Genomic DNA, 23,598 nt, shown 5'->3' with positions numbered 1-23,598 from the left:
GATCTCTCCTTTAAAAAACTTTATAATTTGTTAGGCGTGATAATACAACATAAGTAATGATTCCAGCGAGAAACAAACCGATATAGTAGTTAAATAAGAAACTAAATTGATTTATTTTATAGCCACCTAGTAATGCAAAGTAAATGGTTGTTCCCCATATCCATATTCGTAAATGTTTTTGGAAAATAAATATCTTTTGAGTGTTTTCATTAGGCGATCGTGTATATAAATATGCGCCAAGTAGTAAGTAAAATATTGTATACAAAATAGGGACTAACACTGATTTAGCCGAATAATACGTATAAGATGCTGGATCTCTTAAAGTAGTTGGGTCATTTTCTTTTTTGTGCGATTCTGGATTATATTGGTAATAGATTGTGAAGTTATATATCGGTGCAACTATATTTGTCTTTCGATTGATTTCATCAAGCTGTTGATACAAGTTGGTATTTCTATTATCTGTAGCCTGTAAATGGTTTATTGTAAAATTGTACAATAATGAAGTAAATGTAAGTCCCATTAGCAGCCATGGAATACAAAAAAAGATTTGCGAAACAATGCTCCCAGTAAAAGTACCGATACATAATGCAGCTGTATAGACTGCAACATAAGAAACAATCGCATAAAGAAAGTATCGATGAAATGGACTGAATGTTTGATACTCAAAATGAATTGTTGTTCTATAAATAATGTACATAAGGATCCAGTTCATAAGGAGAGACCCTATAATCCAGAATGAACCGAAAGCCCATTTAGAGAAGAAAATATTTTTTCTTGTAAATGGCATTTCCATAAGTAGGGTATTAGACTGGTTGCTACGTTCCCATCCTATTAATAGACAAGCTAAACAAATAATAAGAATAGTTAGCCAAAAACTATTACCTGTATTTGACAAAAAAGCATAATAGTAATAGAACGTTCCCTTTTCTTGCAATTTATAATAATTAGCAAGTTGTAGTTGAGCTTCCCTATAGTATCTGAAAGATAAAAAATAAAGTGAACTAAAGAAAAATAGTAACGCAGCGTATTTTCCACGCTTCCAATTCCACATCCACAACGCCTTATGAAACATACCCATCCTCCTCAAGTGTCGTAACGAAGACATCTTCAAGTGACATTGATAATTCTTCAATGAGTATTGGTTGCTCTTTATAAAACTTCTCCAGTGTTGTAGCCACATTTTCCTCAATTAAGATTGTATATACTTTTCCTGTTTGGTTTAATATTTTAATATTGCTTAAGTTTTCTAGTTTTTGAGGTAATGAACGTTCATAAGCAACTTGTATTTTGGCAAATCGTGATTTTGCATCATCTAGTGATGTAATAGAATCTACTGTATGTCCTTTTAAAATAATGATTGTATCGGCAATTTTTTCAACTTCATCTAAATGGTGAGTGGAGATGAAAATTGTAATTTCTTTTTCTGCTACTTCTTCAACGAGAAATTGTAGAATCTGTCTTTTAACGATAGGATCAAGTCCGTTTGTCGGTTCATCTAAAATGACATATTCTGCTTTTGCAGCGAAAGCTAAAATGATCGCAAGCAGTGCTTTCATTCCTTTTGAGTAACTACGAATACGTTTGTTTGGTAAATTAAAACGTTCTAATATTTCATAAAAATACTGTTCATCGAATGCTGTATAAACCGCTTTATAAAACTTTACGATTTCCTTCACTGTATATCCGTTCAGTATGTTAGTAGAATCTGGAACGTATACAACTCTTTGTTTAATTTCAGGATGCATATGAACATCTGTACCCTCATATGTAACAGTTCCTTCATCGGGGTCTAAAATGCCGACCATCGTTCGTAATAAAGTTGTTTTCCCTGCGCCATTTCTTCCGAGCAATCCGACGATACTACCTTTTTGTAATGTGAAAGAAACATCTTCTAAAATCGTTTGGTTATCAATTGTTTTCTTCAAGCTTGTCACTTTCAACATCTGTAGTTCCTCCAATCTCCTTGTAGTATGAATCTATCCAATCATGAATTTTATCTTTCGTAATCCCAAGATAAGAGGCTTCTAGTAATAATTGATGAAATTGCTTTTCAACCATAGCGATTTTCCTTTCGTCTAATGTTGGGGTAATCGATTGGGCTACAAATGTTCCTTTTCCTCGTAATGTTTCAATAATCCCTTGTCGCTCTAATTCTTGATAAGCTTTACTTACTGTATTTGGATTTATAACGAGTAAAGAAGCAAGCTCGCGTACAGAAGGAAGTTTATCACTTGGAGCTAACATATTTTTTAGTACGAGCTCTTTTATATTTTGAACAATTTGTTCCCATATCGGAGTGTTGCTTCTTGGATCAAGTTGAATATGCAAGAGCAATGTCTCCTTCCTGATGAGTATTAAGTGTACTACTACGTGTAATACACTTAATACAATATAGGCAATGAATTTATTTGTCAACTGAAAATAATAGAAAAATATGGTATTAAAAATGTATAAATTGGAAAAAATAAGTTTGATATAGAATGGAGGGTTAGTCATGAAGCGAGTTTTTGGAATACTTGTTTGTTTCATGTTATTGCTTTCTGGTACTTCAGTTAGTTTCGCACAATCTGAGAAAACGAAGCAGGAGAAAACAGAAGAAGCCGCGCCGAAGTTAGCGGAACAAGCGTCGTCAGCGATCGTAATTGAGCAAGATACAGGTAAAGTTTTGTTTGATAAAAATCCGAATGAAAAGTTACCACCTGCTAGTATGACAAAGATTATGACAATGCTATTAATTATGGAACAAGTTGAAAAAGGAAAACTAAAACTAAACGATAAAGTTAGAGCGAGTGAACACGCAGCTTCAATGGGCGGATCACAAATTTTTCTAGAACCTGGGGAAGAGATGACTGTAAATGAAATGTTAAAGGGCATTGCAATTGCATCTGGAAATGATGCATCTGTTGCAGTAGCTGAGCATATCGCTGGTTCAGAAGAAGGTTTCGTAAATATGATGAACAAAAAAGCGAAAGATCTAGGATTGAAAAATACACATTTTCAAAATCCGACAGGTCTTCCGGCCAAAGATCATTATTCTACAGCGAATGATATGGCTATTATGGCGAAAGAGTTGATGAAGTATCCACTTATTCGAAAATACACAGGTAAATATGAAGACTATTTACGTGAAAATACGGATAAGAAGTTTTGGCTTGTTAATACGAATAAGCTAGTACGTTTTTATCCTGGAGTAGATGGAGTGAAAACAGGCTTTACGACAGAAGCGAAATATTGTTTAACGGCATCGGCTGAGAAAAATGGTATGCGTGTTATTTCAGTTGTAATGGGAGCACCTACATCAAAAGAGCGGAACAATCAAGTAACGAAGCTTCTTGATTATGCATTTGGACAATACATGACAAAGAAATTGTATACACGTGGTGAGAAAATTAAGACTGTACAAGTAGGAAAAGGTAAGGAAGAAAAAGTAGATTTAGTTGCGTCAGACAATGTGTCTCTTCTTATGAAGAAGGGCGAAAATATGGACAAAGTTAAACAAGAAGTGATTGCTGAAAAGAAAGTGAAGGCACCGATTAAAAAAGGTGATGCACTTGGCACACTTGTTATTAAAAGAGATAAAGATGTTTTATTAAAACAAACAATTGTAGCGAAAGAAGATGTTGAGGCAGCGAGCTGGTGGGAGTTATTTAAAAGAAGTTTTGGGATGTTTTCAACATCAAAATAGCGGCGGGAATTTTGATGTTTTTCTGTTCGTATTTACTGAAATAATTGCTGAAAGGTTTCACTTTATGACGAAATAGTTCTTCTTTTGTCAGTAGGAAGGATTCTGATTTTATATCACGAAAATCTTATGTTAATGAGTAAAGTTTGAGCATAAGGAGGAAATCGTGTGAGTCTTTCCATGCATTTAGAAGTAAAACGTGACGTCTTATGTGTGAGGCTAGAGGGCGAGTTAGATCATCATACTGCTGAAGAGTTGCGAACGAAAGTCACAGATATGATTGAGACACATGGTGTTCATCATATTATTTTGAGCCTAGAGAACTTAACATTTATGGATAGTTCTGGTTTAGGCGTTATATTAGGCCGATATAAACATGTAAAGGGATTAGGTGGAGAGATGGTTGTCTGTGCAATTTCACCGCCCGTTAAACGTTTATTTGAAATGTCAGGTCTATTCAAAATTGTTCGTTTAGAAGAAAGTGAAGCGCATGCGCTCGCGACGTTGGGGGTGGCGTAGATGAGAAATGAAATGAACCTTCAATTTTCAGCGTTAAGTCAGAATGAATCATTCGCTCGTGTTACGGTAGCTGCTTTTATTGCGCAATTAGACCCGACGATGGAAGAACTAACAGAGATTAAAACAGTTGTGTCAGAAGCGGTTACAAATGCAATTATTCATGGGTATGAAGGAAATGCAGAAGGTGTTGTTTATATTTCAGTGATTTTGGAAGAAGCGATGGTGAAACTCACGATTCGAGATGAAGGGATTGGTATCTTTAACTTAGATGAAGCAAGACAACCCCTTTTTACAACTAAACCTGAATTAGAGCGTTCCGGAATGGGATTTACTATCATGGAAAATTTTATGGATGAAGTAGAAGTTATTTCAAACGAATCTTTCGGGACAACAATCCATTTGACAAAATACTTATCAAATAGTAACGCTCTATGCAATTAAGGAGAATAGCCAATGGACATAGAGGTCAGAAATGAGAAGAAGAAACCTCAGTTAAAGGACCACGAGCTAAAAGCGTTAATTCAAAAAAGTCAAGATGGAGATCAACAAGCGAGAGATACAATCGTTCAAAGTAATATGCGTCTCGTATGGTCGGTTGTACAGCGATTTCTTAATCGAGGATACGAACCAGACGATTTATTTCAAATTGGATGTATTGGACTCTTAAAATCGGTAGATAAATTTGATTTATCTTTCGACGTGAAATTTTCAACATATGCAGTTCCAATGATTATCGGTGAAATACAACGATTTTTACGTGACGATGGATCAGTGAAAGTAAGTAGATCTTTAAAAGAAACAGGAAACAAAGTCCGAAAGATGAGAGACGAGCTTTCGAAAGAATTTGGAAGGGCTCCAACGATTAATGAGGTAGCACAGGCTCTTGAACTAACGCCGGAAGAAGTTGTTCTGGCGCAAGAAGCGAGTCGTGCTCCTTCGTCGATACATGAAACTGTGTATGAAAACGACGGAGATCCAATTACTATTTTAGATCAAATTGCAGATCAATCGGAAACGAAATGGTTTGATAAAATTGCTTTAAAAGAAGCAATTAGAGAATTGGATGAACGAGAAAGGCTAATTGTGTATTTGCGCTATTATAAAGACCAAACCCAATCAGAAGTAGCGGAGCGCATAGGCATTTCGCAAGTACAAGTTTCAAGACTTGAAAAGAAAATATTAAAACAGATGAAAGATCGAATAGATGAATAGCTATCTATTCGATTTTTTTTATTGTCACGAAAAGGAGAAGATTCCAACTATCGCTAAAAATTTACAGAATTTATTGATAATTTAGTTAATTTAAACTATAATCCAAGTATGAACTTGTCACAAAGGGGGAAGGAAACATGGAAACGAGGCAACAATGGGGAACTAGGGCTGGATTTATTTTTGCAGCAATCGGTTCCGCTGTTGGACTAGGGAATATATGGCGTTTTCCTTATACAGCGTATGAAAACGGGGGAGGCGCATTCTTTTTACCGTACTTATTTGCATTATTAACGACTGGTATTTCATTGTTAGCTTTCGAGTTTGCTCTTGGGCATCGTCATCGTGGTTCGGCGCCACTTACATTCTTCCGTATTCATCGACGTGCTGAATTTATTGGGTGGTGGCAAATGTGTGTGACATTTATTGTTTCAACATATTACGCTGTAATCATTGCTTGGTCTATTTCGTATACGTACTTTGCAATTACTGGAGCATGGGGGAAAGACACGCAATCATTTTTATTTAAAGAATATTTACATGTTGCAGATAAGCCAGGACAATTCGGGGGGCTCGTACCAGAAGTATTAATTCCGTTAGCTCTCGTTTGGATTATTGTGCTTGGTGTTGCGTTTAAAGGAGTTAAAAAAGGAATCGAAGTTGTTAACCGTATTTTTATTCCTTTACTAGTTGTTATGTTCCTTATTATCGTTGTTCGTGCAGTGACGATGGAAGGTGCGATGCAGGGGCTAGATGCATTTTTTAAACCAGATTGGAGTCGTATTTTTGATGGGAAAGTATGGCTTGCTGCTTACGGTCAAATTTTCTTTAGTTTATCTTTAGCATTCGGAATTATGATTACGTATTCTAGTTATTTACCGAAAAACTCAGATACAACAAATAATGCTTTTATTACAGGATTTGCAAATTCAGGATTTGAATTATTGGCAGGTATTGGTGTCTTTGCAGCTCTTGGATTTATGGCGAATAACATGGGGGTACCGGTTGATAAAGTAGCTAGTGCTGGTGTAGGACTTGCATTTGTAGTATTCCCGCAAATTATTAATGAGTTACCGATGTCGCCGTTATTTGGTGTATTATTCTTCTTATCTCTAACTGTTGCTGGAATTACATCACTCATTTCACTTGCAGAAGTATGCTTTGCCGCTGTATCTGAAAAATTCAGCTTGAGTCGTCAAAAGACGATTGGAATTATGGGAACGCTATTAGTATTAGTTTCTCTTGTTTTTGCAACACGTGGTGGACTTATGTTCCTAGATGTTGTTGATTACTTCGCTAACAATTTTGGATTGATTACAATTGCACTCGTTGAAGTAGTTACAATAGGACTAATCTTGCGCCGTTTACCAGTTTATCAAAATCATGCAAACTTTGTATCTGATATAAAGTTAGGAACGTTTTGGAGAGTGAGTTTACTCGTTATTACTCCACTTATGTTAGGGTATATGTTAATTGATGGTACAATCCAAAACATTAAAAAGAACTACGGAGGTTATCCAACAGAGTTTGTTGTAACGTATGGTTGGTCGATAGCGGCAGCATTCCTTCTAGTCGCGTTAGTTATTGGTCTGAAAAAATGGAATGCACAAATACATTCAGACTCTGTCCAGCTTGAAAAAGAATGGAAGGACCGAGGTGTTTCATGATGAGTGGATCAGCGATTATGATGATGGTTATAGGTATGGTAGTCATTTGGGGAGGACTTGCATTAAGTATTGCAAATTTATTTAAGAAAAAGGCATAAGCTAAAAACATCTGTACCGAAGCGGTACAGATGTTTTTTTATGAAAAAATTGTATTAGAAAAAAATTCAATAACCATACTACAACTACGAGGAAGAGTGAAGGGGTGAATGGAAATTGGAAGGAACAATTTATATTAAAATGCGCAATCGCTTAAAAGTGTCTCCTACGTATGAAGTAAAGCTGAGCGATGTTGCTCAACTTGCCGGAGATTCTTTTGTAGTTGAGTCGTTACAAAATGAGATAGTCTACAAAATAACAGCACATGATAAGACGCATGTTGTAATTGATGTTATGAAAGTGATTGAGATTATTCAACAAAAAGCGGCTCACATACAAATTAATTTACTTGGTTCTGGACAAACTCTTGTTGAAATTATATACGAAAAAAAGAAAGTGCATCCGGTTTTCTTCGGACTTGTATGGTTGTTACTTTTCATTGGAGCGGCCCTTGCGATCATTTATTTCCATGAAGATGTAAGTATGCAACAAGTACATCAACGGTTATATTACATGATTACTGGAGAGTTTAAGGAGCAACCACTATTATTTCAAGTTCCATATTCAGTAGGTCTTGGATTAGGTATGGTTTTATTTTTTAATCATGTATTTCAAAAGCGAATTAATGAAGAGCCTAGTCCGTTAGAAGTTGAGATGTTTCAATATCAGCAGTCGCTTGATCAATATGTAATTGTTAATGAAAACAAGGATAACACGAAACAGCTTGCCGATGATTGAATGTGGGTTTGTTATATTAATTGGTTTAGCTGGCGGGATTGCAGTAGGTAGCGGATATGTTGCCTTTTTAGCTGTTCTCGGTATTATCCCGCGCTTAGCTCAATTAACGAGAAGTGGAAAGCATATTCAATATTTTGAGTGGGCTGTCATTGCGGGTACTTTAACTGGGGCTTGGTGTAGTTTGAAAAACATTACATTTCAAACATCGCAATATTGGCTTGTAATATTAGGGTTATTTTGTGGCACATTCATTGGAATGCTTGCTGCGGCATTAACAGAAGTATTAAATGTTTTACCTATTTTAGCGAAACGAGTCGGGGTAGAGGGGAAAATTGTTGTTTTACTCGTTGCTCTTGTACTTGGAAAAGTAATAGGCTCATTGTTTCACTGGATTTATTTCGTAAAGTAGGAGGCAATATATATGACAAGGCGAAAACTGAAAGATGATTACATAAATAAAGTGAAGGAGTACCATCCAAAGCCAAACTATTTGCTAAATTGTGTGAAGGCATTTCTTGTAGGTGGGCTCATTTGTACAGTCGGAGAAATATTGATGAAATTTTATATACATTATTTTCACTTTAGTGAACAAGAGGCAGGAAATCCGACAGTTGCAACGCTTGTTTTATTGTCGGCGATTTTAACAGGGTGTGGTGTATATGATAAAATCGGGCAGTTTTCTGGAGCGGGATCAGCAGTACCAGTTACTGGATTTGCGAATTCTATGGCGAGTGCCGCACTAGAACATAGGAGTGAAGGGATTGTTCTAGGAATCGCTACTAACATTTTTAAGCTTGCAGGAAGTGTCATTGTATTTGGAGTCGTCGGTGCATACATTATCGGATTAATAAGATATACATTTCAAATTTTAATGTCTTAAAGGAGGGGTGGGTATGAGATTGACAGGAAAGCAAACGTGGGTATTTCAAAATGATATCTTCGTGAATGCAACTGGTACTGCTGTCGGTCCGAAAGAAGCTGAAGGCCCTCTTGGAAAGGATTTTGATATTTCATATTCTGACTTACATTGCGGAGAGGAAAACTGGGAACTTGCTGAACGAAGGTTAATGTCAGACTCAATTCAACAAGCGATGCAAAAAGGGAATATAAAAAAATCGCAAATTGATTTCTTTTTAGCGGGAGATTTATTAAACCAAACAGTGACAGCAAATTATGTTGCTCGTGAGTATGGTATTCCTTTTTTAGGGATGTTCAGCGCTTGTGCGACGTCAATGGAAACTTTGGCGATTGGATCAGCTTTTATAGATGGTGGATTTGCGAATCGTATTTTAGCTACAGTAAGTAGTCATAATGCGACGGCTGAAAGGCAATTTCGTTCCCCAACAGAATACGGAGGACAAAAGCCAGGGACAGCAAACTCAACTGTTACCGGAGCAGGGTCAATATTAATTAGCAATGAGGAGAGTGCAATTAAAATAACAGCAGCAACAATTGGTAAAGTGCAAGATTTAGGAATTGCTAATCCTTTAGATATGGGATCAGCGATGGCACCAGCTGCTGCTCATACAATTCAACAACATTTTGAAGATTTGAGAAGAAGTGCAGCTGATTATGATCTTATTGTTACTGGTGATTTATCGGCTGTTGGGACACCAATTGCGAAACAACTTTTACTTGAGGAAGGGTATGATTTGGGGAATGTATACAATGATTGTGGATTAATGATTTACAATTCAAATCAAGAAGAAGTGTTTGCAGGGGGCAGTGGTTGTGCTTGTTCAGCTGTTGTAACATACGGCCATTTATTGCGTGAAATGCAAAAAGGGAATTTACAAAGAATTTTTGTCGTTGCAACTGGAGCTCTATTAAGCCCCATGATGATACAACAGAAGGAAACGATTCCAACGATTGCGCATGGTGTTGTGTTTGAAAGCGTTAAAGGAGAGTGAATTGTGGATTTTATATATGCATTTCTTGTAGGAGGAGCTATTTGTGTAATTGGACAAGTGTTGCTAGATTTCGCAAAGTTAACACCGGCACATTTAATGGCAACTTTTGTAGTCGCCGGAGCTATTTTAGACGGATTCGGATTGTACGATAAACTTATAAAATTTGCAGGTGCTGGGGCAACAGTCCCTATTACAAGTTTTGGACACTCACTATTGCACGGGGCAATGCATGCGGCAGAAAAACATGGATATTTAGGAATTGGAATCGGTATGTTTAGCTTAACGTCTGCGGGGATTTCAGCAGCGATATTATTTTCATTTTTTGTTGCACTTATATGTAAACCGAAAGGATAAATCAAATGAGACGAAGGGTTGTTTTGGTCACAGATGGAGATGAATATGCAAAGCGGACAATTGAGCTGTTAACAAAGGAATTTGGGGGGAGGTGTATTTCAGCATCGCAAAGTAATCCGACCAAATTGACAGGGAAGAAAGTTGTTGAGCTTATTATGCAAACGCCATATGACCCTGTATTTGTCATGTTTGATGACAGCGGATTTATAGGAGAAGGATCTGGTGAAAAGGCGTTAAAGTATGTCGCAACACATAAACAAGTTGATGTACTCGGTATTTTAGCAGTAGCATCTAATACACATCATTGGGAATGGGCGCGTGTAGATGTAAGTGTAGATCGGAATGGGAATTTGACAGAATATGGCGTTGATAAATTTGGACTCCCAGATGGTGAAATTGGCAGGATTAGTGGGGATACGATTTATTGTTTAGATGGTCTGAATGTTCCTGTCATAGTGGGGGTCGGTGATATTGGCAAGATGTGCGGAAATGATGAATGGGAGAGAGGATCACCTATTACTAGAAAAGCGATTCAATTAATTTTGGAAAGGAGTGGCTTTTATGACGAAGCCTAAAAAAGTGAATATCCCGATTTCATCTTTTTTAAGTGATAATGAAAATTATTTAAAGCAAACAGTTGGACTTGGTGTTACATACGATGTTGGTATTCGTAAATTTCAAATTTTAAATAAAGAAATTGGTGTGTTATTTGTAAATGGACTTTGTGATACGAATTATATTATCCCTATTTTAGAAGAAGCGGTGGATACAAATGAAATAAGGGATGTAGAAGAAGATACAGTAAAGCTTTTAGAGAATCGTTTAATTCATCAACAAGTAAGTAAAGTAAAAACGATGGATGATGTAATGCTCCAAGTATTATCAGGACTCATTGTTATATTTGTGGAAGGTGAAACTGAAGCGTTCGCAATAGATGTTCGTAGTTATCCGGGCCGGACACCGACAGAACCAGATACAGAAAAGGTAGTGCGTGGTGCAAGGGATGGCTTTGTTGAAAATATCGTTGTAAATACAGCGTTAATTCGTAGAAGAATACGCGATCCACGTCTTCGAAATGAAATGATTCGAGTAGGGGATAGATCGCAAACGGATATTTGTATTACATACGTACAAGATGTTGCAAATCCAGATTTAGTGAAGATTATAAAACAAGAATTAAATAATATTGAAGTAGATGGGATTACGATGGCGGATAAAACGGTAGAAGAATTTGTAGTGAAACAAGGTTATAATCCATTCCCGCTTATCCGATACACAGAGAGACCAGATGTAGCAGCAAATCATCTGTTAGAAGGACATGTGTTAGTACTCGTTGATACATCACCAAGTGCTATGATCACTCCAACAACATATTTTCACCATTTACAGCATGCAGAAGAGTTTAGACAAAATCCAGCTGTAGGTACATTTTTACGTTGGGTACGTTTTGTAGGTGTTATATTTTCGCTATTCTTACTGCCATTTTGGCTAGTTTTCGTTTTTGATCCGACTCTTTTACCGGAAAGTCTTGCTTTCATTGGACCAAATAAGATGACGCATTTACCGATTTTATTACAAATTTTGATGGCGGAAGTCGGACTCGAATTTTTAAGAATGGCCGCCATTCATACACCGACATCATTGTCGTCGGCAGCAGGATTAATTTCAGCTATATTAATTGGTCAAATTGCAATTGATGTAGGTTTGTTTGTACCAGAAGTTATTTTGTACGTAGCAGTTTCTATGATTGGAGCATACGCTACACCAAGTTATGAGTTAGGGCTTGGGAATAAGATTGGGAAATTGTTTGTCATTATTTTAACAGGCATATTTCATGAAATGGGATTTGTCATTGGAATGACGATATTGATTCTATTTTTAACATCTATAAAAAGCTTGCAAACACCGTATTTATGGCCGTTTTTACCGTTTGATTGGGGCGCGTTAACGAAAATTTTACTTCGTCCAACTATGTCTAGTTTAAAGGTTCGTCCAAGTATTGTAAGACCTCAAAATGTGCGAAGACAAAAATAAGCGGGATTATGCTCCGCTTATTTTTTATTGAAAATTTATTGTTTTTTTAACAAAAATCAAACATTTTTTTTGTACAATTAGAGTAGATATTGTGTATGGAAGGGGAAGAGGACATGATTAAACTATTTGTAAGTGATTTAGATGATACACTCGTTTACAATATGAATGATATGCAAAAAGAAGATGAACGAGCGCTTTGTTGGCTAGCTGAAAATGGGACAAATATTTGTTTTGCCTCTGGCCGTTTTACTCACCGAATTGATGAGGCGGTAAAAAGGTTTTCGTTCCCGTATTACACAACTAGTTTAAATGGAGCGACAGTGATACTACCGGATGGAAAAGTATTTCATGAATCGAGTTTTGAAGATGGGGTTGCCCAGGAAATATATCGATATATACATAAAAAGGGACTAGCAGATATTGTTTGTGCAAATGAGCAGCGATATACAAAAAGGAAGAATGAACATCACCATACTTTTGAAGAGTATATGGGAGTGCATATTGCTGAAATCGAAGAGTTAGAAGAGGAATTTGGGAAGACTGTACATCCTGCGAAATTATTTGTTTTTGGCGAAGAAGAAAAAATTGTAGCATTAGATCAAGAGTTGAGAGATACATTTCATAGCGAAGCGGAAGTCTTTATATCGGGTAAGCGATATGTTGACATTATGCCAAGAGGTGTAAGTAAAGGAAGCGCTCTGAAGCGATTAATGGAACATTTACAAATTGAAGCAAATGAAGTTGCATGTATTGGAGATTCTTTCAATGATATTTCTATGTTTGAAGTAACCCCGCACTCCTTCACCCTCCATCATGCTCATCCGTATGTGAAGGAGAAAGCAAATTATGTTGTCCGTTCGGTTGAAGAAGCTATTATGAAATTACCGTTACTTGTATAAAAAAGAAGCTCGTCATTGGCGAGCTTCTTTTTTACTTGAATAAAGATTTAACGAAATCAATGATACTAGAGAAGAAATCTTTTACTTTATCTAGGAAACTTTGCCCTTCATCAGATCCTAAGAAGGCAGACACATGGTCTTTTGCTTTTTCTAATTGGCTACCAACTTGGTTCCAATCGATATTAAGATTTTTCATTTTATCAAATAACGATACTAAGTTATCCAACTGTTCATCTGTTAATGTAATGCCAAGTTGATCAGCAATTTTTTTAATTAATGAACGTAAATCTTCAGTGGTTTTGGGCTGTTCTTTTGCAATTTCTTCTTTAATTTTTGCAACAAGTTGAACTGCTTTTTCTTCGCCGATTTTATCACCAAGCTGGGCTGTTTGTACCATTTCTTCATTGGCTACTTTTTTTACTTCTTCAGGAATGGCTTTGTTTGATGTTGTTTCATAGGCCTTCATTAAACCTGTTAAAGCAGCAGTTCCTGAAACTTTAAATGGTGCAGTAATTTGAATCTCTGCATCTTTCACACCTGCTGTAATAAGTGCATTTGTGTACATTGCATCTGTTATCGAATTAATGTTTTTTGAGCGTACAATGAGACCTGACCCTGGTTTTGTGTATGTAATCATAGAAGAGGAAATTGCTCTCGTACCAATTTGCGCTTTTGGAACGATGCCCTCTAGAAATTTATGTTCTTCCGCATTAGATACAGTAATAATTTGTGCATCTTTTGGTGCTTTCATTTCTTTCAAAAGATCTTGTTTCTGTTGTTCAGATAAGTTTTCTCCTAGTGTAACAATTGATTCTCCCTCAATGATGTCTGCAAATGAAGCTGTTGGCATAATAAATACGGCTACAGCTAATAGCAGAGCTAGTAATTTCGTTTTCACGAAAAATCGCTCCCTTTCTCTTTCTTAAATTTTCGGGCAACACAGTTATTATAGTATATTTTTCTTATTTGTCACCTAGCTTCTTCCACATTTCAAAAAAGAAGTATGCAGATTGTCGGATTCTTTTTGTTTCTCGTCATGAATATGGTAATATAGTGCTGAGATAGTTGAAAGGAGACATATACATATGAAAACTTTAGGATACATATTAATGGAAAATGGCGAAAAAATCGATTTAGAATTTTTCCCAGAAGAGGCACCAAAAACAGTAGAAAACTTTAAAAAATTAGCAGAGCAAGGATTTTATGATGGTGTGACATTCCACCGCGTTATTCCTGGCTTCGTAAGCCAAGGTGGAGACCCAACAGGCACAGGTGCAGGTGGCCCAGGTTACTCTATCCCATGTGAAACTGATGGAAATCCTCATAGACATCTTGTTGGATCACTTTCTATGGCACATGCTGGTCGTAATACAGGTGGTAGCCAATTTTTTGTTGTTCATGAGCCACAACCGCATTTAGATGGCGTACATACTGTATTCGGTAAAGCAACAAGCGGTATTGAAACGGTATTAAACATGCGTCAAGGCGATGCAATGAAAGAAGTTAAAGTTTGGGAAGAATAAGTTACGAGAAAAAGAGAGCGATTTTGCTCTCTTTTTTTATTTCCTATAAACAGGGATTGGTATATATTTTAAAGTATATGACACAAATAGGACGGCTACTAACGTTAAATTATATTGTTCATGAGAACAAACTTTTAACAAAATACATAGGATGGAGTACGAATTATATGCTTCAATAAATGTATTTCTCTTAACATATTGCTTTTAGTAGAACTACTTTGTTCAAAAATGGTTAATAAGTGAAATGTGATGAGAAAGGGATTTTCCTTTTAGTTCCTATATAGTATTGTCTCTTTTTTGAGCGGTGTAATAGAAAGAAATAGCGTGGAAACATATATTTGACTTTCTTCTTAACGCTTTGTATGATTATCAAGTTGTTTCAGCCCCTTCTCACTCTGGTAAAAATATTGTAGAATGAATGTGATATGAAAAGAGTGATTGAGGGGATAAATAGTTTGTAACTTTTGTAAGAAGGGATAAGGGTTATGTTAATTCGTTTTAAAAAAAGTTATGAAAAAATTGCAATGGGGCTTCTTTCATTTATGCCAACTGAAAAAGATGTGAAAACATTACAATTGACAATGAAAGAATATGAAGCGAAAGAGGATTGGCAATTGTATTTGTGGAAACAAAATGAAGATTTTGTTGGGATAATGGGGATTATAAAAAAAGAAGATCAGGTATTGGAAATTCAGCATTTGAGCGTGAATCCGTCTCACCGTCATATGGGGATTGGGACGAAGATGGTTCAAGAGCTTAAGAGTAAATTTCTTGAGTTTACAATTTGCGGAAATGAGCAAACAGCAAGTTTTTGCAAAAAGTGTAAAGAGCTTGAACAAAATATACATTCATGAAAGCAGGGATAAGTAGTTTATTATCTCTGCTTTCTTTTTTGTAGTTGCTCGTGTCGCTCAGAAATGACTTCTGTTCGATCACGCAATGTGTGCTTACTTATGATGTATTCACCAGGAATGACGTTCACATCTTTCCAAGAGAGGTTTTGTTTCTTACATAACTGTATGCATTGTTTTTCTAACGATACGTCTAATAAGGGTAAAAATAACGGCGCAAAAATTTCCTTTTTGTGGATAGAGTGTAATCTTTCATTTAATAAGAACATAAGTTGTTTATGATCTATTCCTAATTGATGTAAAGATGTACTGTTCTTTTCTAAAAGTGCTATTGCGCTTTTCATCATCTTCTCTGCACCATTCCAGTTGGATCGTCTGTGATGGTATAAGGAAACAGCAATTTGAATGAGACCGACTAAGTAATTGTCGCGTTCGCCTCTAGGTTTTAATTTCCAATACTCTTCTAATATTTCATGACATTCAAAATAATCATAGTCTCCGTGAAAATGAATTAAAAATTGTACGTACTCGGTAGGATACATTTTATTCGCTCCTGTCTAACGGTTATATGTACAGTTTATCATAGAAATATTAACAATAAGCGACTAGGGAAATATCCCTAGTCGCTTTATTGCGTCCTATTAGCAGAAGCAAGCTGCCCCTACAATGATTAGTAAAATGAACAGTACAACAAGTAATGCGAACCCACCGCTAAAACCGCAATCAACGTGACCCATAGTTTTTTGACCTCCTACATTGTTCTTACTACATTGTTATCATATGAAGCGGTGGGCATTATGACATGGGCATAGGTCTATTTTTAATTAAATTTCTTAAAAAGGTTGGATAGAACATGAGTATGCTCTATACTTATGGTGTTATAGAAAAAATGTGGTGGGATGCTTTGTGCAGTATAATTTTAAAGTAGAGGCTTTTGAAGGGCCTTTAGATCTATTGTTACACTTAATAAATCGTTACGAAATTGATATATATAATATTCCTGTAGCGAAAATTACAGAGCAATATCTATCTTATGTCCATACGATGAAAGAATTACAATTAGATGTTGCCAGTGAGTATTTAGTAATGGCTGCAACGTTATTACAAATTAAAAGTAAAATGTTGTTACCGAAACAAGAAGAAGATGTACCTGATAACGGTGAAGACTTTATAGATGATCCTCGTCAAGAATTGATGGAGAGGTTAATTGAATATAAGAAATATAAGCAAGTTGCTACTGAGTTAAAAGAAAGAGAACAAGAAAGAGCACAGCTATATACACGTCCGCCAATTGATTTTACATCATTTCAACAAGAAGAGGAGACAAGCTTACCTCTTGATGTTACGTTATATGATATGTTAGCGGCATTTCAAAAGCTAATGCGTCGTAAAAAAGCAAAAAACCCCGTAACAACGCGAATTACTCGTCAAGAAATACCAATTGCACAGCGAATGACTGATATTCTACAACAATTAGAAGTAAGAGGCGGTCGTCAAAGCTTTTATGATTTGTTTGCTGATGAAGAACGTGAAATAATGGTTGTAACATTTTTAGCGGTTCTTGAGCTAATGAAAAATCAACAAATCATAATTGAGCAGGAACATAATTTTGATGAAATTTTCGTATCAAGCTCTAATAAATCCGTATAGAGTTGATGTGAAGATGGGATAGAAATATTTTATCTCATGTTAGGTTTTAATGTATCGTTTGGAACGAGAGAAGAAATATTGAACCGAACGCATTTACTGTGATTCGGTTTTTTTATGTGTGTTTTTTATGGGAAATAGGAGGAAGGAGTTCGTAAAATGGATAGAAAAGAACAAAAAGCGATTATTGAAGGGCTTTTATTTGTTGCAGGTGACGAAGGGATTTATCCGGAACAGATAGCTAAAGTTCTGGAAGTTGAAGTGGAAGAAGTACTAAACAGTATAGAGGAAATGCAAAAAGAATGCGAAGGATCGAATCGCGGTTTGCAAATTGTACAATATGCAAAAGTGTATCGTTTTGCAACAAAGAAAGAACATGCTTCGTACTATCAAAAATTAATAGATACTCCAACCGCGGCTTCACTTTCTCAAGCAGCTCTTGAAACGTTGGCAATCGTTGCGTACCGTCAACCGATTACAAGGACAGAAATGGAAGAGATTAGAGGTGTGAAAACGGACAAGGCATTACAAACGTTAGTTTCACACTTACTTATAAAAGAAACGGGAAGAGCGGAAGGACCAGGGCGCCCTATTTTATACGGAACGACGAAAGAATTTTTAGATACGTTTGGATTGAAAACATTAGATGATTTACCACCTCTTTCGGAAGAAAATGAACAAATGAATGAAGCAGATTTATTCTTTGGTTCTTTACAGGAATTATCAAAATAAAAGCTTAGCATTTTGCTAAGCTTTTTTTGTATATCAATTACAGAGCGTGCCATACTAAATGAAAAAAGGAGACGAGTTATGAAAGGTGTACGGAGTATTCTATTGTTGGTTTCTGTTTTATTATGTTTTTCGTTAAACAGCGCATCGGCTAAAAGATATATGATGTCTATTCATACTGCGTCTTCTATACATATGCATCGGCAACATTTTGGTAAAATGAAAGTGAGTTTTTTAAAAGTTGGACAAGGTGATGCGACACTTATTACATTGCCAAATGGTCAAACGATGTTAATAGATGGGGGCCCTTATGAAGCGGGAGAGGTTATTATTCAAAAACTAATTGAAAAAGGAATTAATCATTTAGATGTGATTGTAAGTACTCATCCTGATATGGACCATATAGGGGGGCTTATTCCAATTGTAGAACAAATGCCGGTTTCACTCGTATTAGATAGTGGAAAAACATATAGTTCATTTACTTATCATACGTATCGGAATAATATTAAAAAAAGGGGCATACCTTTCATTTCAGTGAAGGAAGGACAATACATACCGTTAGATCCACATGTTTCTATACAAGTATTAAACAATGGTAAATCGAAAGACGAGAATAACGAGTCCTCAATTGTGTTAAAGATTCGATATGGTAAAGCGGACTTTTTATTAATGGGTGATGCTGATATACGGACGGAAAATGAAATATTAAAGCAATTTGATGTACATGCAGATGTATTAAAAGTTGGGCATCATGGCTCGTATACTTCAACGAGTGAAACATTCTTAAAAAAAGTAGATCCACAATTCGCTATTCTTTCGTACGGGAGTAGAAATCCGTATGGGCATCCTCATCAGAGTGTAGTAAGACGATTAAAACAGCGTGGTATAATGATATATGGAACAAACAAGCGAACTGTGGAAATAGAAACAGATGGTGAACATATTACTATGGGGGCAAGCGGTCTTATGCCATTACTTAAGTAACTAATTATATAAGAGGTTATTATCCATTTTGGTAAAAATGGATAATATATATTAGAATGAAAAAGAAATCAATTTCCTTTTTTCACTGAACGAAGAGGAAATTTCATTAGAATGTATAGACAACTACTTGTGTGTATATTAAGATGGAATTAGGCGAATAAGGTAATAATAATAAGTAGGTATTTCATGGGAAAGGGTCGATGAAAATGAAAACGCAAGTTGTCATCAATGCCGAAATTTATACAGGTAAAGAAGTAGTGGAAAACGGGTTTATTCGTTACACAGAAACAGTTAAAGAAATTGGTTTGATGGCTCAATATGTATCACAAGAAAATGAAACTGTGTTAGATGTGGCAGGAAAGATTGTGATTCCAGGTATGATTGATGTTCATATTCATGGTGGATACGATATTGATGCGATGGATGCAAATAGCGATGGATTAGTAACTCTTGGTAAAGAAATGTTAAAAGAAGGAGTTACAACTTACTTCCCAACAACAATGACACAAGCTCCAGAAGCGATTGAAGCGGCGCTAAGTGCTGCGAAGGAAGCGAAAGACAAAGGAGCACATTTCGAATATATTCACTTAGAAGGACCATATGTTTCAAAAAAACGTGCGGGTGCACAACCACTTGAACATATTGTTCCTGCGAGTATCGAGCAATTTAAACAATGGCAGGAAGCAAGCGGCAATCTAATTAAATTAGTAACATATGCACCGGAAGAAGAAGGTGCGTTAGAGTTTGAACAGTATCTTGCTGAAACAGGTGTTGTTGGCACAATGGGGCATACAGATGCAATTGATGCACAACTGAAAAATAGAAAAATTACACATGCAACACATTTATACAATCAAATGCGTGGATTACATCATCGTGAACCAGGAGTTGTTGGTCATGTGTTATTAAATCCAGATGTAATGGTTGAAGTAATTACAGATGGTATTCACATTCACCCTGATATGGTGAAATTAGCATATAAATTAAAAGGACCGAAAAAAGTAAGTGTCATTACAGATGCAATGCGTGCAAAAGGTCTTGAAGAAGGATTATATGAGCTTGGCGGACAGCCAGTACATGTAAAAGATGGCAGTGCCCGATTAGAAGATGGAACGTTAGCTGGTAGTATTTTAAAAATGGATCAAGCTTTCCGAAATGTAATTGAATTTACAGGATGTTCAATCGAGGAGGCAGTGTTAATGACATCAGTTAACCAAGCAGAAGAATTTGGATTAAATAATAAAGGTGCGTTAGCGGTAGGTAAAGATGCAGACTTTGTTGTTATGACTGAAGAATTACATGTATATGATACGGTTCGTTTAGGAATTCATATGAAGGAAGGGAAGTAATTAGATGAATATTCTAGTTGTAAAAACTCCAGAAGAATTAGCAGAAGCAGGTTATAAGTTAATTAAAGAGGTTGTAAAATCAAAAGAAAATCCAACTTTAGGAATGGCTACAGGAAGCTCTCCATTAGGTATTTATGCAGAAATGCGAAAAAATAAACTTGATACAAGTCATGCAACCACTGTAAACTTAGATGAGTACGTAAATTTACCACACGAAGATAAAAACAGCTATCACTATTTCATGCAAGAACAGTTGTTTGATCATCTTCCATTTAAACAAACTTATGTACCGAATGGGATGGCAAGTGATTTAGAGGAAGAGTGCAAGCGTTATGAAGGCATTCTAGTAGCTAACCCAGTTGACTTACAGATTCTTGGAATCGGTGAAAACGGTCACATCGGATTTAATGAGCCAGGAACACCATTTAATTCTCCAACTAACATTGTAGAATTAACAGAATCTACACGCCAAGCAAACCTTCGCTTCTTTGAAAATGAAGAAGATGTGCCGACTCATGCGATTACAATGGGAATTGGAAGTATTATGAAAGCGAAACAAATTCTTCTTGTTGCTATGGGATCTAAAAAGGCAGAAGCTATTAAAGAATTATTGCAAGGTGAATATAGTGAGGCGTGTCCTGCTACAGTTTTACAACGTCATCCGAATGTAACCGTAATCGCAGATCCAGAAGCTCTATCTTTATGCAGTGAGGCGATTGCTGATGAACATCGACAAGTATTCACCATTTCCGATTTATTATCAGATTCAAGAGTGGGTGAAACAGCTAATTGAGGAAGGCGAATGGAAGCCGGGAGATAAAATTCCATCTGAGAATGAACTTTGTGATAAGTTCGAAGTGAGTCGTATGACAATCAGACAGGCGATTAATAACTTAGTGGAACAAGGTTATTTATACCGGAAACGTGGGATTGGAACGTTCGTCCAACTTCCGAAAGTGGAGCAAAAGTTGCAAGGAATGACGGGATTCACAGAAGATATGATATCTCGTGGTATGAAACCGAGCAGCCAGTTATTAAGTTTCCGCCTAGTTCCAGCTACTGCTAAAATAGCAGACCGGCTGAGAATACAAGAGGGAGAATCGGTTTATGAAGTGAGACGTACGCGCTTAGCTGATGACGAACCGATTGCATTTGAGACGACATATTTGTCGCCAACTCTTGTGAAAGATATTAACGAAGAAATATTACAACAATCTTTATATGAACATTTAGAGAAAAAACTGGGCTTTAAGCTTGTTCGCGCTACTCAATCAATTGAAGCTTCAATTGCAACGGATAATGAAGCTGAACATCTGCATATTCCTAAAAAGGCGCCTGTACTTGTAATGCGTCAATGGTCATATGCAGAAGGTGAGTTACCGTTAGAGTATGTGAAATGTATTTATCGTGGGGATCGTTACAAGTTTATTACGAACATCGCACGTAACAAGTAATATATTTCAGTTTGTGAAGTACAGTGAACTTTGATGTTTTCAACATGTAAAGAAATAAAAATACGACTCATCCTTATAAGGAGTGAGTCGTATTTTTATTATGAGCAATTACGTGGTTAACAGCATCTTTAACCGTATTTACTACATAGTGAGCGTGCTCTTTTACTGCGTCATCTGCTTGAGACATAGCAAAACTGTGAGGAGTTAAAGAGAACATTGGAATATCATTATAAGAATCCCCTATGCAAGCAATTTCCTCTGGTTGTATTTGAAATTCTTTTAATAAAATAGAAATAGCAGAACCTTTACTAATATTAGGTGGCATTACATCTAAACATTGTTCAGCTGAAATGAAAGTACTAACTTTTCCATGGAATTTTTCATCGATCTTTTTTTGAAGGAGTTGTAAGTTTTCCTTTGTTCCACCGATAGAAATTTTATTTGGAAAAATTGTATCATCGATTTTCTGTAATAAATTTGGTTCTTCAACAGAAGTCATTGCTACTTGTTTTTCGAGTTCATGAATAAAAGGTGTCTTTTCTTCAATATAGTAATTATGCTCATCACTTACATAACGGAAATAAGGGTCTTGATTTGTCATAGCTAGTAAATCAGGAAGAATGCTGGAATCAAAATTTGCGGATAATAGTTGCTTATTTTCATTAGTGTATACAAACACACCATTTACACTAATACGATGGAAATTTGTATTTACAGCTTTCATTAAGTCTGCGATTTCATTATCAAGTCGTCCAGAAGCGAAGCAAAGAATAACATTTTGCTCAGCAAGACTGCGAAGTGCCGCAACATCCTGTTCATCAATCAGACCTCCATGCTGCATCATTGTACCGTCAATATCACTTACAAACATTTTAATCATGTTGCTATCTCCTTTCTATGTACAGTTGCTCTTACATTATACGCATCATATACAAACATGTCTAAAAAATGAATTTTTATCAAATGGTAGATGTTTTACATTGACGACAAAGAAGAATGTTCTGTAACATAAAAGTAGGCTATTTAAGTACGAGGGTGGTGTTATATGAGTAATTATCTAGAAATTAAAAAAGTTTTAAATAATAATGTCATCATTGCTAGCCATCCTGAACACAAGGAAGTAGTAGTGATCGGTAAAGGAATTGGATTTGGAAAAAAGGCTGAAGATGTGTTGGAGCAAGAACAAATTGAGAAAATGTTTGTTTTAAAAAATGAACGTGATCGAGAACAATACAAACTTTTAGTGCCGCATGTGAGTGAAAAGCTAATTGAATTGATGAATGATATTATGTTATACATTCAAGAAAAAGCGGAGTCTCCATTAAATGAACATATTCATATCGCTTTAACAGATCATATTTCTTTTGCAATTAAAAGGCTGAAACAAGGACTTACAATAGATAATCCTTTTTTAGTTGAAACGAAAATGCTATATCCAGAAGAATATGAAATTGCTGAAGGAGTTGTGAAACTTTTAAATTCTCGTTTGCAAATTACATTGCCAGAAGGAGAAGTTGGCTTTATCGCACTCCATATTTATAGCTCGCTTACAAACTCTGATTTATCTTCTGTTAATCAAAATTCTCGTCTTATTGCACAACTTGTGTCTTTAATTGAGACAAACCTACAAATTACATTAGACCAAGAAAGCATTCATTATTTACGCCTTATTCGCCATTTACAATATGCTATTGAACGGGTGAAAAAAGGAGAAAAAGTAGAAGAAGCACAAAGTTTTGCTGATTTATTAAAATTAGAATATCCAGTTTGTTACAATTTGGCATGGAAGCTAGTCAAAGTAATGCAGAACGAATTACAACTTCCTGTTTATGAAGCGGAGAGTATTTATTTAACGATGCATTTACAACGATTAGTGAAAGCAGAACATGTGTAAAAAGACATATATTTTTGTCTAAAATGAAAACGTTAAAAAAAATGATTGAATCGCTTACA

The 23,598-nt window shown here is 35.9% G+C and carries 30 protein-coding genes; 23 read left to right on the top strand and 7 right to left on the bottom strand.

Features of this window, described 5'->3' with window-relative positions; genetic code table 11:
- Positions 1–10: 10 nt before the first annotated feature.
- The 3 genes from QCI77_RS20790 to QCI77_RS20780 are packed head-to-tail and all read right to left on the bottom strand — an operon-like array spanning position 11 to position 2,328.
- Positions 11–1,072, bottom strand: coding sequence for an ABC-2 transporter permease (locus QCI77_RS20790; protein ID WP_113769798.1), 1,062 nt, complete (start codon positions 1,070–1,072; stop codon positions 11–13).
- Positions 1,062–1,943: an ABC transporter ATP-binding protein gene (locus QCI77_RS20785; RefSeq protein WP_113769797.1), complete on the bottom strand. Its 882-nt coding sequence runs from the start codon at positions 1,941–1,943 to the stop codon at positions 1,062–1,064. The genes QCI77_RS20790 and QCI77_RS20785 overlap by 11 nt, the downstream gene beginning before the upstream one ends.
- Complete coding sequence (locus QCI77_RS20780) at positions 1,909–2,328, bottom strand: GntR family transcriptional regulator (protein WP_105589648.1); 420 nt, start codon at positions 2,326–2,328, stop codon at positions 1,909–1,911. The genes QCI77_RS20785 and QCI77_RS20780 overlap by 35 nt, the downstream gene beginning before the upstream one ends.
- A gap of 166 nt (positions 2,329–2,494) precedes the next feature.
- Here QCI77_RS20780 and dacF point away from each other — a divergent pair, with 166 nt between their 5' ends.
- The 14 genes from dacF (at position 2,495) to QCI77_RS20710 (ending at position 13,108) form a co-directional block, all read left to right on the top strand.
- Positions 2,495–3,685 (top strand): serine-type D-Ala-D-Ala carboxypeptidase DacF, encoded by a 1,191-nt coding sequence (gene dacF / locus QCI77_RS20775; RefSeq protein ID WP_113769796.1) that lies wholly within the window; start codon positions 2,495–2,497, stop codon positions 3,683–3,685.
- A 165-nt stretch (positions 3,686–3,850) separates the two neighbouring features.
- A complete protein-coding gene (gene spoIIAA, locus QCI77_RS20770; RefSeq protein WP_002128957.1) occupies positions 3,851–4,201 on the top strand; it encodes an anti-sigma F factor antagonist in 351 nt (116 codons plus the stop codon).
- A complete protein-coding gene (gene spoIIAB, locus QCI77_RS20765) occupies positions 4,202–4,642 on the top strand; it encodes an anti-sigma F factor (RefSeq protein ID WP_001243400.1) in 441 nt (146 codons plus the stop codon).
- Positions 4,643–4,654: 12 nt separating this feature from the next.
- Positions 4,655–5,413: an RNA polymerase sporulation sigma factor SigF gene (gene sigF / locus QCI77_RS20760; protein WP_002014922.1), complete on the top strand. Its 759-nt coding sequence runs from the start codon at positions 4,655–4,657 to the stop codon at positions 5,411–5,413.
- Positions 5,414–5,550: 137 nt separating this feature from the next.
- The gene (locus tag QCI77_RS20755; RefSeq protein WP_002143036.1) at positions 5,551–7,077 is read left to right on the top strand and encodes a sodium-dependent transporter; all 1,527 of its coding nucleotides are present in this window, start codon (positions 5,551–5,553) and stop codon (positions 7,075–7,077) included.
- Positions 7,074–7,175, top strand: a complete 102-nt coding sequence (locus tag QCI77_RS20750) for a methionine/alanine import family NSS transporter small subunit (protein ID WP_002094424.1) — start codon at positions 7,074–7,076, stop codon at positions 7,173–7,175. The genes QCI77_RS20755 and QCI77_RS20750 overlap by 4 nt, the downstream gene beginning before the upstream one ends.
- Positions 7,176–7,290: 115 nt before the next feature.
- Complete coding sequence (locus QCI77_RS20745) at positions 7,291–7,911, top strand: stage V sporulation protein AA (protein ID WP_044442736.1); 621 nt, start codon at positions 7,291–7,293, stop codon at positions 7,909–7,911.
- The gene (gene spoVAB / locus QCI77_RS20740; RefSeq protein WP_000568664.1) at positions 7,904–8,320 is read left to right on the top strand and encodes a stage V sporulation protein SpoVAB; all 417 of its coding nucleotides are present in this window, start codon (positions 7,904–7,906) and stop codon (positions 8,318–8,320) included. Before QCI77_RS20745 ends, spoVAB begins: the two co-directional genes overlap by 8 nt.
- Positions 8,321–8,332: 12 nt before the next feature.
- Entirely contained in the window at positions 8,333–8,791 is a 459-nt protein-coding gene (gene spoVAC, locus QCI77_RS20735) for a stage V sporulation protein AC (RefSeq protein WP_353825421.1), read from the top strand.
- Between the two features lie 13 nt (positions 8,792–8,804).
- Complete coding sequence (spoVAD, locus tag QCI77_RS20730) at positions 8,805–9,821, top strand: stage V sporulation protein AD (RefSeq protein WP_002165116.1); 1,017 nt, start codon at positions 8,805–8,807, stop codon at positions 9,819–9,821.
- Positions 9,822–9,824: 3 nt separating this feature from the next.
- On the top strand, positions 9,825–10,175 hold the full coding sequence (gene spoVAE, locus QCI77_RS20725; protein WP_002014916.1) for a stage V sporulation protein AE: 351 nt from the start codon (positions 9,825–9,827) through the stop codon (positions 10,173–10,175).
- A gap of 5 nt (positions 10,176–10,180) precedes the next feature.
- Complete coding sequence (spoVAEA, locus tag QCI77_RS20720) at positions 10,181–10,750, top strand: stage V sporulation protein SpoVABEA (RefSeq protein WP_002088445.1); 570 nt, start codon at positions 10,181–10,183, stop codon at positions 10,748–10,750.
- Positions 10,737–12,209: a spore germination protein SpoVAF gene (gene spoVAF, locus QCI77_RS20715; RefSeq protein WP_113769795.1), complete on the top strand. Its 1,473-nt coding sequence runs from the start codon at positions 10,737–10,739 to the stop codon at positions 12,207–12,209. The genes spoVAEA and spoVAF overlap by 14 nt, the downstream gene beginning before the upstream one ends.
- Before the next feature lie 95 nt (positions 12,210–12,304).
- Positions 12,305–13,108 (top strand): Cof-type HAD-IIB family hydrolase, encoded by an 804-nt coding sequence (locus tag QCI77_RS20710; protein WP_353825420.1) that lies wholly within the window; start codon positions 12,305–12,307, stop codon positions 13,106–13,108.
- A gap of 31 nt (positions 13,109–13,139) precedes the next feature.
- Here the strand turns inward: QCI77_RS20710 and QCI77_RS20705 are convergent, their stop codons facing one another.
- Entirely contained in the window at positions 13,140–14,006 is an 867-nt protein-coding gene (locus tag QCI77_RS20705; protein WP_002143030.1) for a DUF1002 domain-containing protein, read from the bottom strand.
- 187 nt (positions 14,007–14,193) lie between these two features.
- Here QCI77_RS20705 and QCI77_RS20700 point away from each other — a divergent pair, with 187 nt between their 5' ends.
- Together QCI77_RS20700 and ribT are read left to right on the top strand one after the other, a co-directional pair.
- A complete protein-coding gene (locus QCI77_RS20700) occupies positions 14,194–14,631 on the top strand; it encodes a peptidylprolyl isomerase (RefSeq protein ID WP_002190570.1) in 438 nt (145 codons plus the stop codon).
- Positions 14,632–15,116: 485 nt separating this feature from the next.
- Positions 15,117–15,485, top strand: coding sequence for a GNAT family N-acetyltransferase RibT (gene ribT / locus QCI77_RS20695; RefSeq protein ID WP_000908403.1), 369 nt, complete (start codon positions 15,117–15,119; stop codon positions 15,483–15,485).
- Between the two features lie 20 nt (positions 15,486–15,505).
- Here the strand turns inward: ribT and QCI77_RS20690 are convergent, their stop codons facing one another.
- Positions 15,506–16,024, bottom strand: coding sequence for a DUF309 domain-containing protein (locus QCI77_RS20690; protein WP_353825418.1), 519 nt, complete (start codon positions 16,022–16,024; stop codon positions 15,506–15,508).
- 99 nt (positions 16,025–16,123) lie between these two features.
- Positions 16,124–16,219 (bottom strand): YjcZ family sporulation protein, encoded by a 96-nt coding sequence (locus QCI77_RS20685; protein ID WP_000510194.1) that lies wholly within the window; start codon positions 16,217–16,219, stop codon positions 16,124–16,126.
- 169 nt (positions 16,220–16,388) lie between these two features.
- On the opposite strand from QCI77_RS20685, the gene QCI77_RS20680 reads away from it, so the two are divergent.
- The 6 genes from QCI77_RS20680 (at position 16,389) to phnF (ending at position 21,645) form a co-directional block, all read left to right on the top strand.
- The gene (locus tag QCI77_RS20680; protein ID WP_353825417.1) at positions 16,389–17,132 is read left to right on the top strand and encodes a segregation/condensation protein A; all 744 of its coding nucleotides are present in this window, start codon (positions 16,389–16,391) and stop codon (positions 17,130–17,132) included.
- A gap of 156 nt (positions 17,133–17,288) precedes the next feature.
- On the top strand, positions 17,289–17,861 hold the full coding sequence (gene scpB / locus QCI77_RS20675; protein WP_012261645.1) for an SMC-Scp complex subunit ScpB: 573 nt from the start codon (positions 17,289–17,291) through the stop codon (positions 17,859–17,861).
- A 78-nt stretch (positions 17,862–17,939) separates the two neighbouring features.
- Entirely contained in the window at positions 17,940–18,842 is a 903-nt protein-coding gene (locus QCI77_RS20670; RefSeq protein ID WP_002143023.1) for a ComEC/Rec2 family competence protein, read from the top strand.
- 206 nt (positions 18,843–19,048) lie between these two features.
- The gene (gene nagA, locus QCI77_RS20665; protein ID WP_002088433.1) at positions 19,049–20,191 is read left to right on the top strand and encodes an N-acetylglucosamine-6-phosphate deacetylase; all 1,143 of its coding nucleotides are present in this window, start codon (positions 19,049–19,051) and stop codon (positions 20,189–20,191) included.
- A gap of 4 nt (positions 20,192–20,195) precedes the next feature.
- A complete protein-coding gene (gene nagB, locus QCI77_RS20660; protein WP_002033913.1) occupies positions 20,196–20,984 on the top strand; it encodes a glucosamine-6-phosphate deaminase in 789 nt (262 codons plus the stop codon).
- Complete coding sequence (phnF, locus tag QCI77_RS20655; RefSeq protein WP_012261644.1) at positions 20,914–21,645, top strand: phosphonate metabolism transcriptional regulator PhnF; 732 nt, start codon at positions 20,914–20,916, stop codon at positions 21,643–21,645. Before nagB ends, phnF begins: the two co-directional genes overlap by 71 nt.
- A gap of 73 nt (positions 21,646–21,718) precedes the next feature.
- Here phnF and QCI77_RS20650 read toward each other — a convergent pair whose 3' ends face one another.
- A complete protein-coding gene (locus QCI77_RS20650; protein WP_002088430.1) occupies positions 21,719–22,525 on the bottom strand; it encodes a Cof-type HAD-IIB family hydrolase in 807 nt (268 codons plus the stop codon).
- A 165-nt stretch (positions 22,526–22,690) separates the two neighbouring features.
- On the opposite strand from QCI77_RS20650, the gene glcT reads away from it, so the two are divergent.
- The gene (gene glcT / locus QCI77_RS20645) at positions 22,691–23,539 is read left to right on the top strand and encodes a glucose PTS transporter transcription antiterminator GlcT (RefSeq protein WP_353825416.1); all 849 of its coding nucleotides are present in this window, start codon (positions 22,691–22,693) and stop codon (positions 23,537–23,539) included.
- The last annotated feature ends 59 nt before the right edge of the window (positions 23,540–23,598 follow it).

The sequence above is a fragment of the Bacillus cereus group sp. MG9 genome (assembly GCF_040459995.1).
Classification (GTDB): Bacteria; Bacillota; Bacilli; order Bacillales; family Bacillaceae_G; genus Bacillus_A; species Bacillus_A mycoides.
This window is presented reverse-complemented; position numbering and strand designations above follow the sequence as displayed.

Bases quoted from the DNA above. Each gene is read 5' to 3' on its own strand.
- QCI77_RS20690 (WP_353825418.1), bottom strand. From the start codon at position 16,024: ATGTATCCTACCGAGTACGTACAATTTTTAATTCATTTTCACGGAGAC.
- spoVAB (WP_000568664.1), top strand. From the start codon at position 7,904: ATGATTGAATGTGGGTTTGTTATATTAATTGGTTTAGCTGGCGGGATT.
- QCI77_RS20700 (WP_002190570.1), top strand. From the start codon at position 14,194: ATGAAAACTTTAGGATACATATTAATGGAAAATGGCGAAAAAATCGAT.
- spoVAC (WP_353825421.1), top strand. From the start codon at position 8,333: ATGACAAGGCGAAAACTGAAAGATGATTACATAAATAAAGTGAAGGAG.
- QCI77_RS20685 (WP_000510194.1), bottom strand. From the start codon at position 16,219: ATGGGTCACGTTGATTGCGGTTTTAGCGGTGGGTTCGCATTACTTGTT.
- spoVAEA (WP_002088445.1), top strand. From the start codon at position 10,181: ATGAGACGAAGGGTTGTTTTGGTCACAGATGGAGATGAATATGCAAAG.
- nagA (WP_002088433.1), top strand. From the start codon at position 19,049: ATGAAAACGCAAGTTGTCATCAATGCCGAAATTTATACAGGTAAAGAA.
- dacF (WP_113769796.1), top strand. From the start codon at position 2,495: ATGAAGCGAGTTTTTGGAATACTTGTTTGTTTCATGTTATTGCTTTCT.
- glcT (WP_353825416.1), top strand. From the start codon at position 22,691: ATGAGTAATTATCTAGAAATTAAAAAAGTTTTAAATAATAATGTCATC.
- spoVAD (WP_002165116.1), top strand. From the start codon at position 8,805: ATGAGATTGACAGGAAAGCAAACGTGGGTATTTCAAAATGATATCTTC.
- scpB (WP_012261645.1), top strand. From the start codon at position 17,289: ATGGATAGAAAAGAACAAAAAGCGATTATTGAAGGGCTTTTATTTGTT.
- QCI77_RS20785 (WP_113769797.1), bottom strand. From the start codon at position 1,943: ATGTTGAAAGTGACAAGCTTGAAGAAAACAATTGATAACCAAACGATT.
- QCI77_RS20670 (WP_002143023.1), top strand. From the start codon at position 17,940: ATGAAAGGTGTACGGAGTATTCTATTGTTGGTTTCTGTTTTATTATGT.
- QCI77_RS20790 (WP_113769798.1), bottom strand. From the start codon at position 1,072: ATGTTTCATAAGGCGTTGTGGATGTGGAATTGGAAGCGTGGAAAATAC.
- sigF (WP_002014922.1), top strand. From the start codon at position 4,655: ATGGACATAGAGGTCAGAAATGAGAAGAAGAAACCTCAGTTAAAGGAC.
- QCI77_RS20755 (WP_002143036.1), top strand. From the start codon at position 5,551: ATGGAAACGAGGCAACAATGGGGAACTAGGGCTGGATTTATTTTTGCA.
- ribT (WP_000908403.1), top strand. From the start codon at position 15,117: ATGTTAATTCGTTTTAAAAAAAGTTATGAAAAAATTGCAATGGGGCTT.
- nagB (WP_002033913.1), top strand. From the start codon at position 20,196: ATGAATATTCTAGTTGTAAAAACTCCAGAAGAATTAGCAGAAGCAGGT.
- phnF (WP_012261644.1), top strand. From the start codon at position 20,914: ATGAACATCGACAAGTATTCACCATTTCCGATTTATTATCAGATTCAA.
- QCI77_RS20750 (WP_002094424.1), top strand. From the start codon at position 7,074: ATGATGAGTGGATCAGCGATTATGATGATGGTTATAGGTATGGTAGTC.
- spoIIAB (WP_001243400.1), top strand. From the start codon at position 4,202: ATGAGAAATGAAATGAACCTTCAATTTTCAGCGTTAAGTCAGAATGAA.
- QCI77_RS20710 (WP_353825420.1), top strand. From the start codon at position 12,305: ATGGAAGGGGAAGAGGACATGATTAAACTATTTGTAAGTGATTTAGAT.
- QCI77_RS20650 (WP_002088430.1), bottom strand. From the start codon at position 22,525: ATGATTAAAATGTTTGTAAGTGATATTGACGGTACAATGATGCAGCAT.
- spoVAF (WP_113769795.1), top strand. From the start codon at position 10,737: ATGACGAAGCCTAAAAAAGTGAATATCCCGATTTCATCTTTTTTAAGT.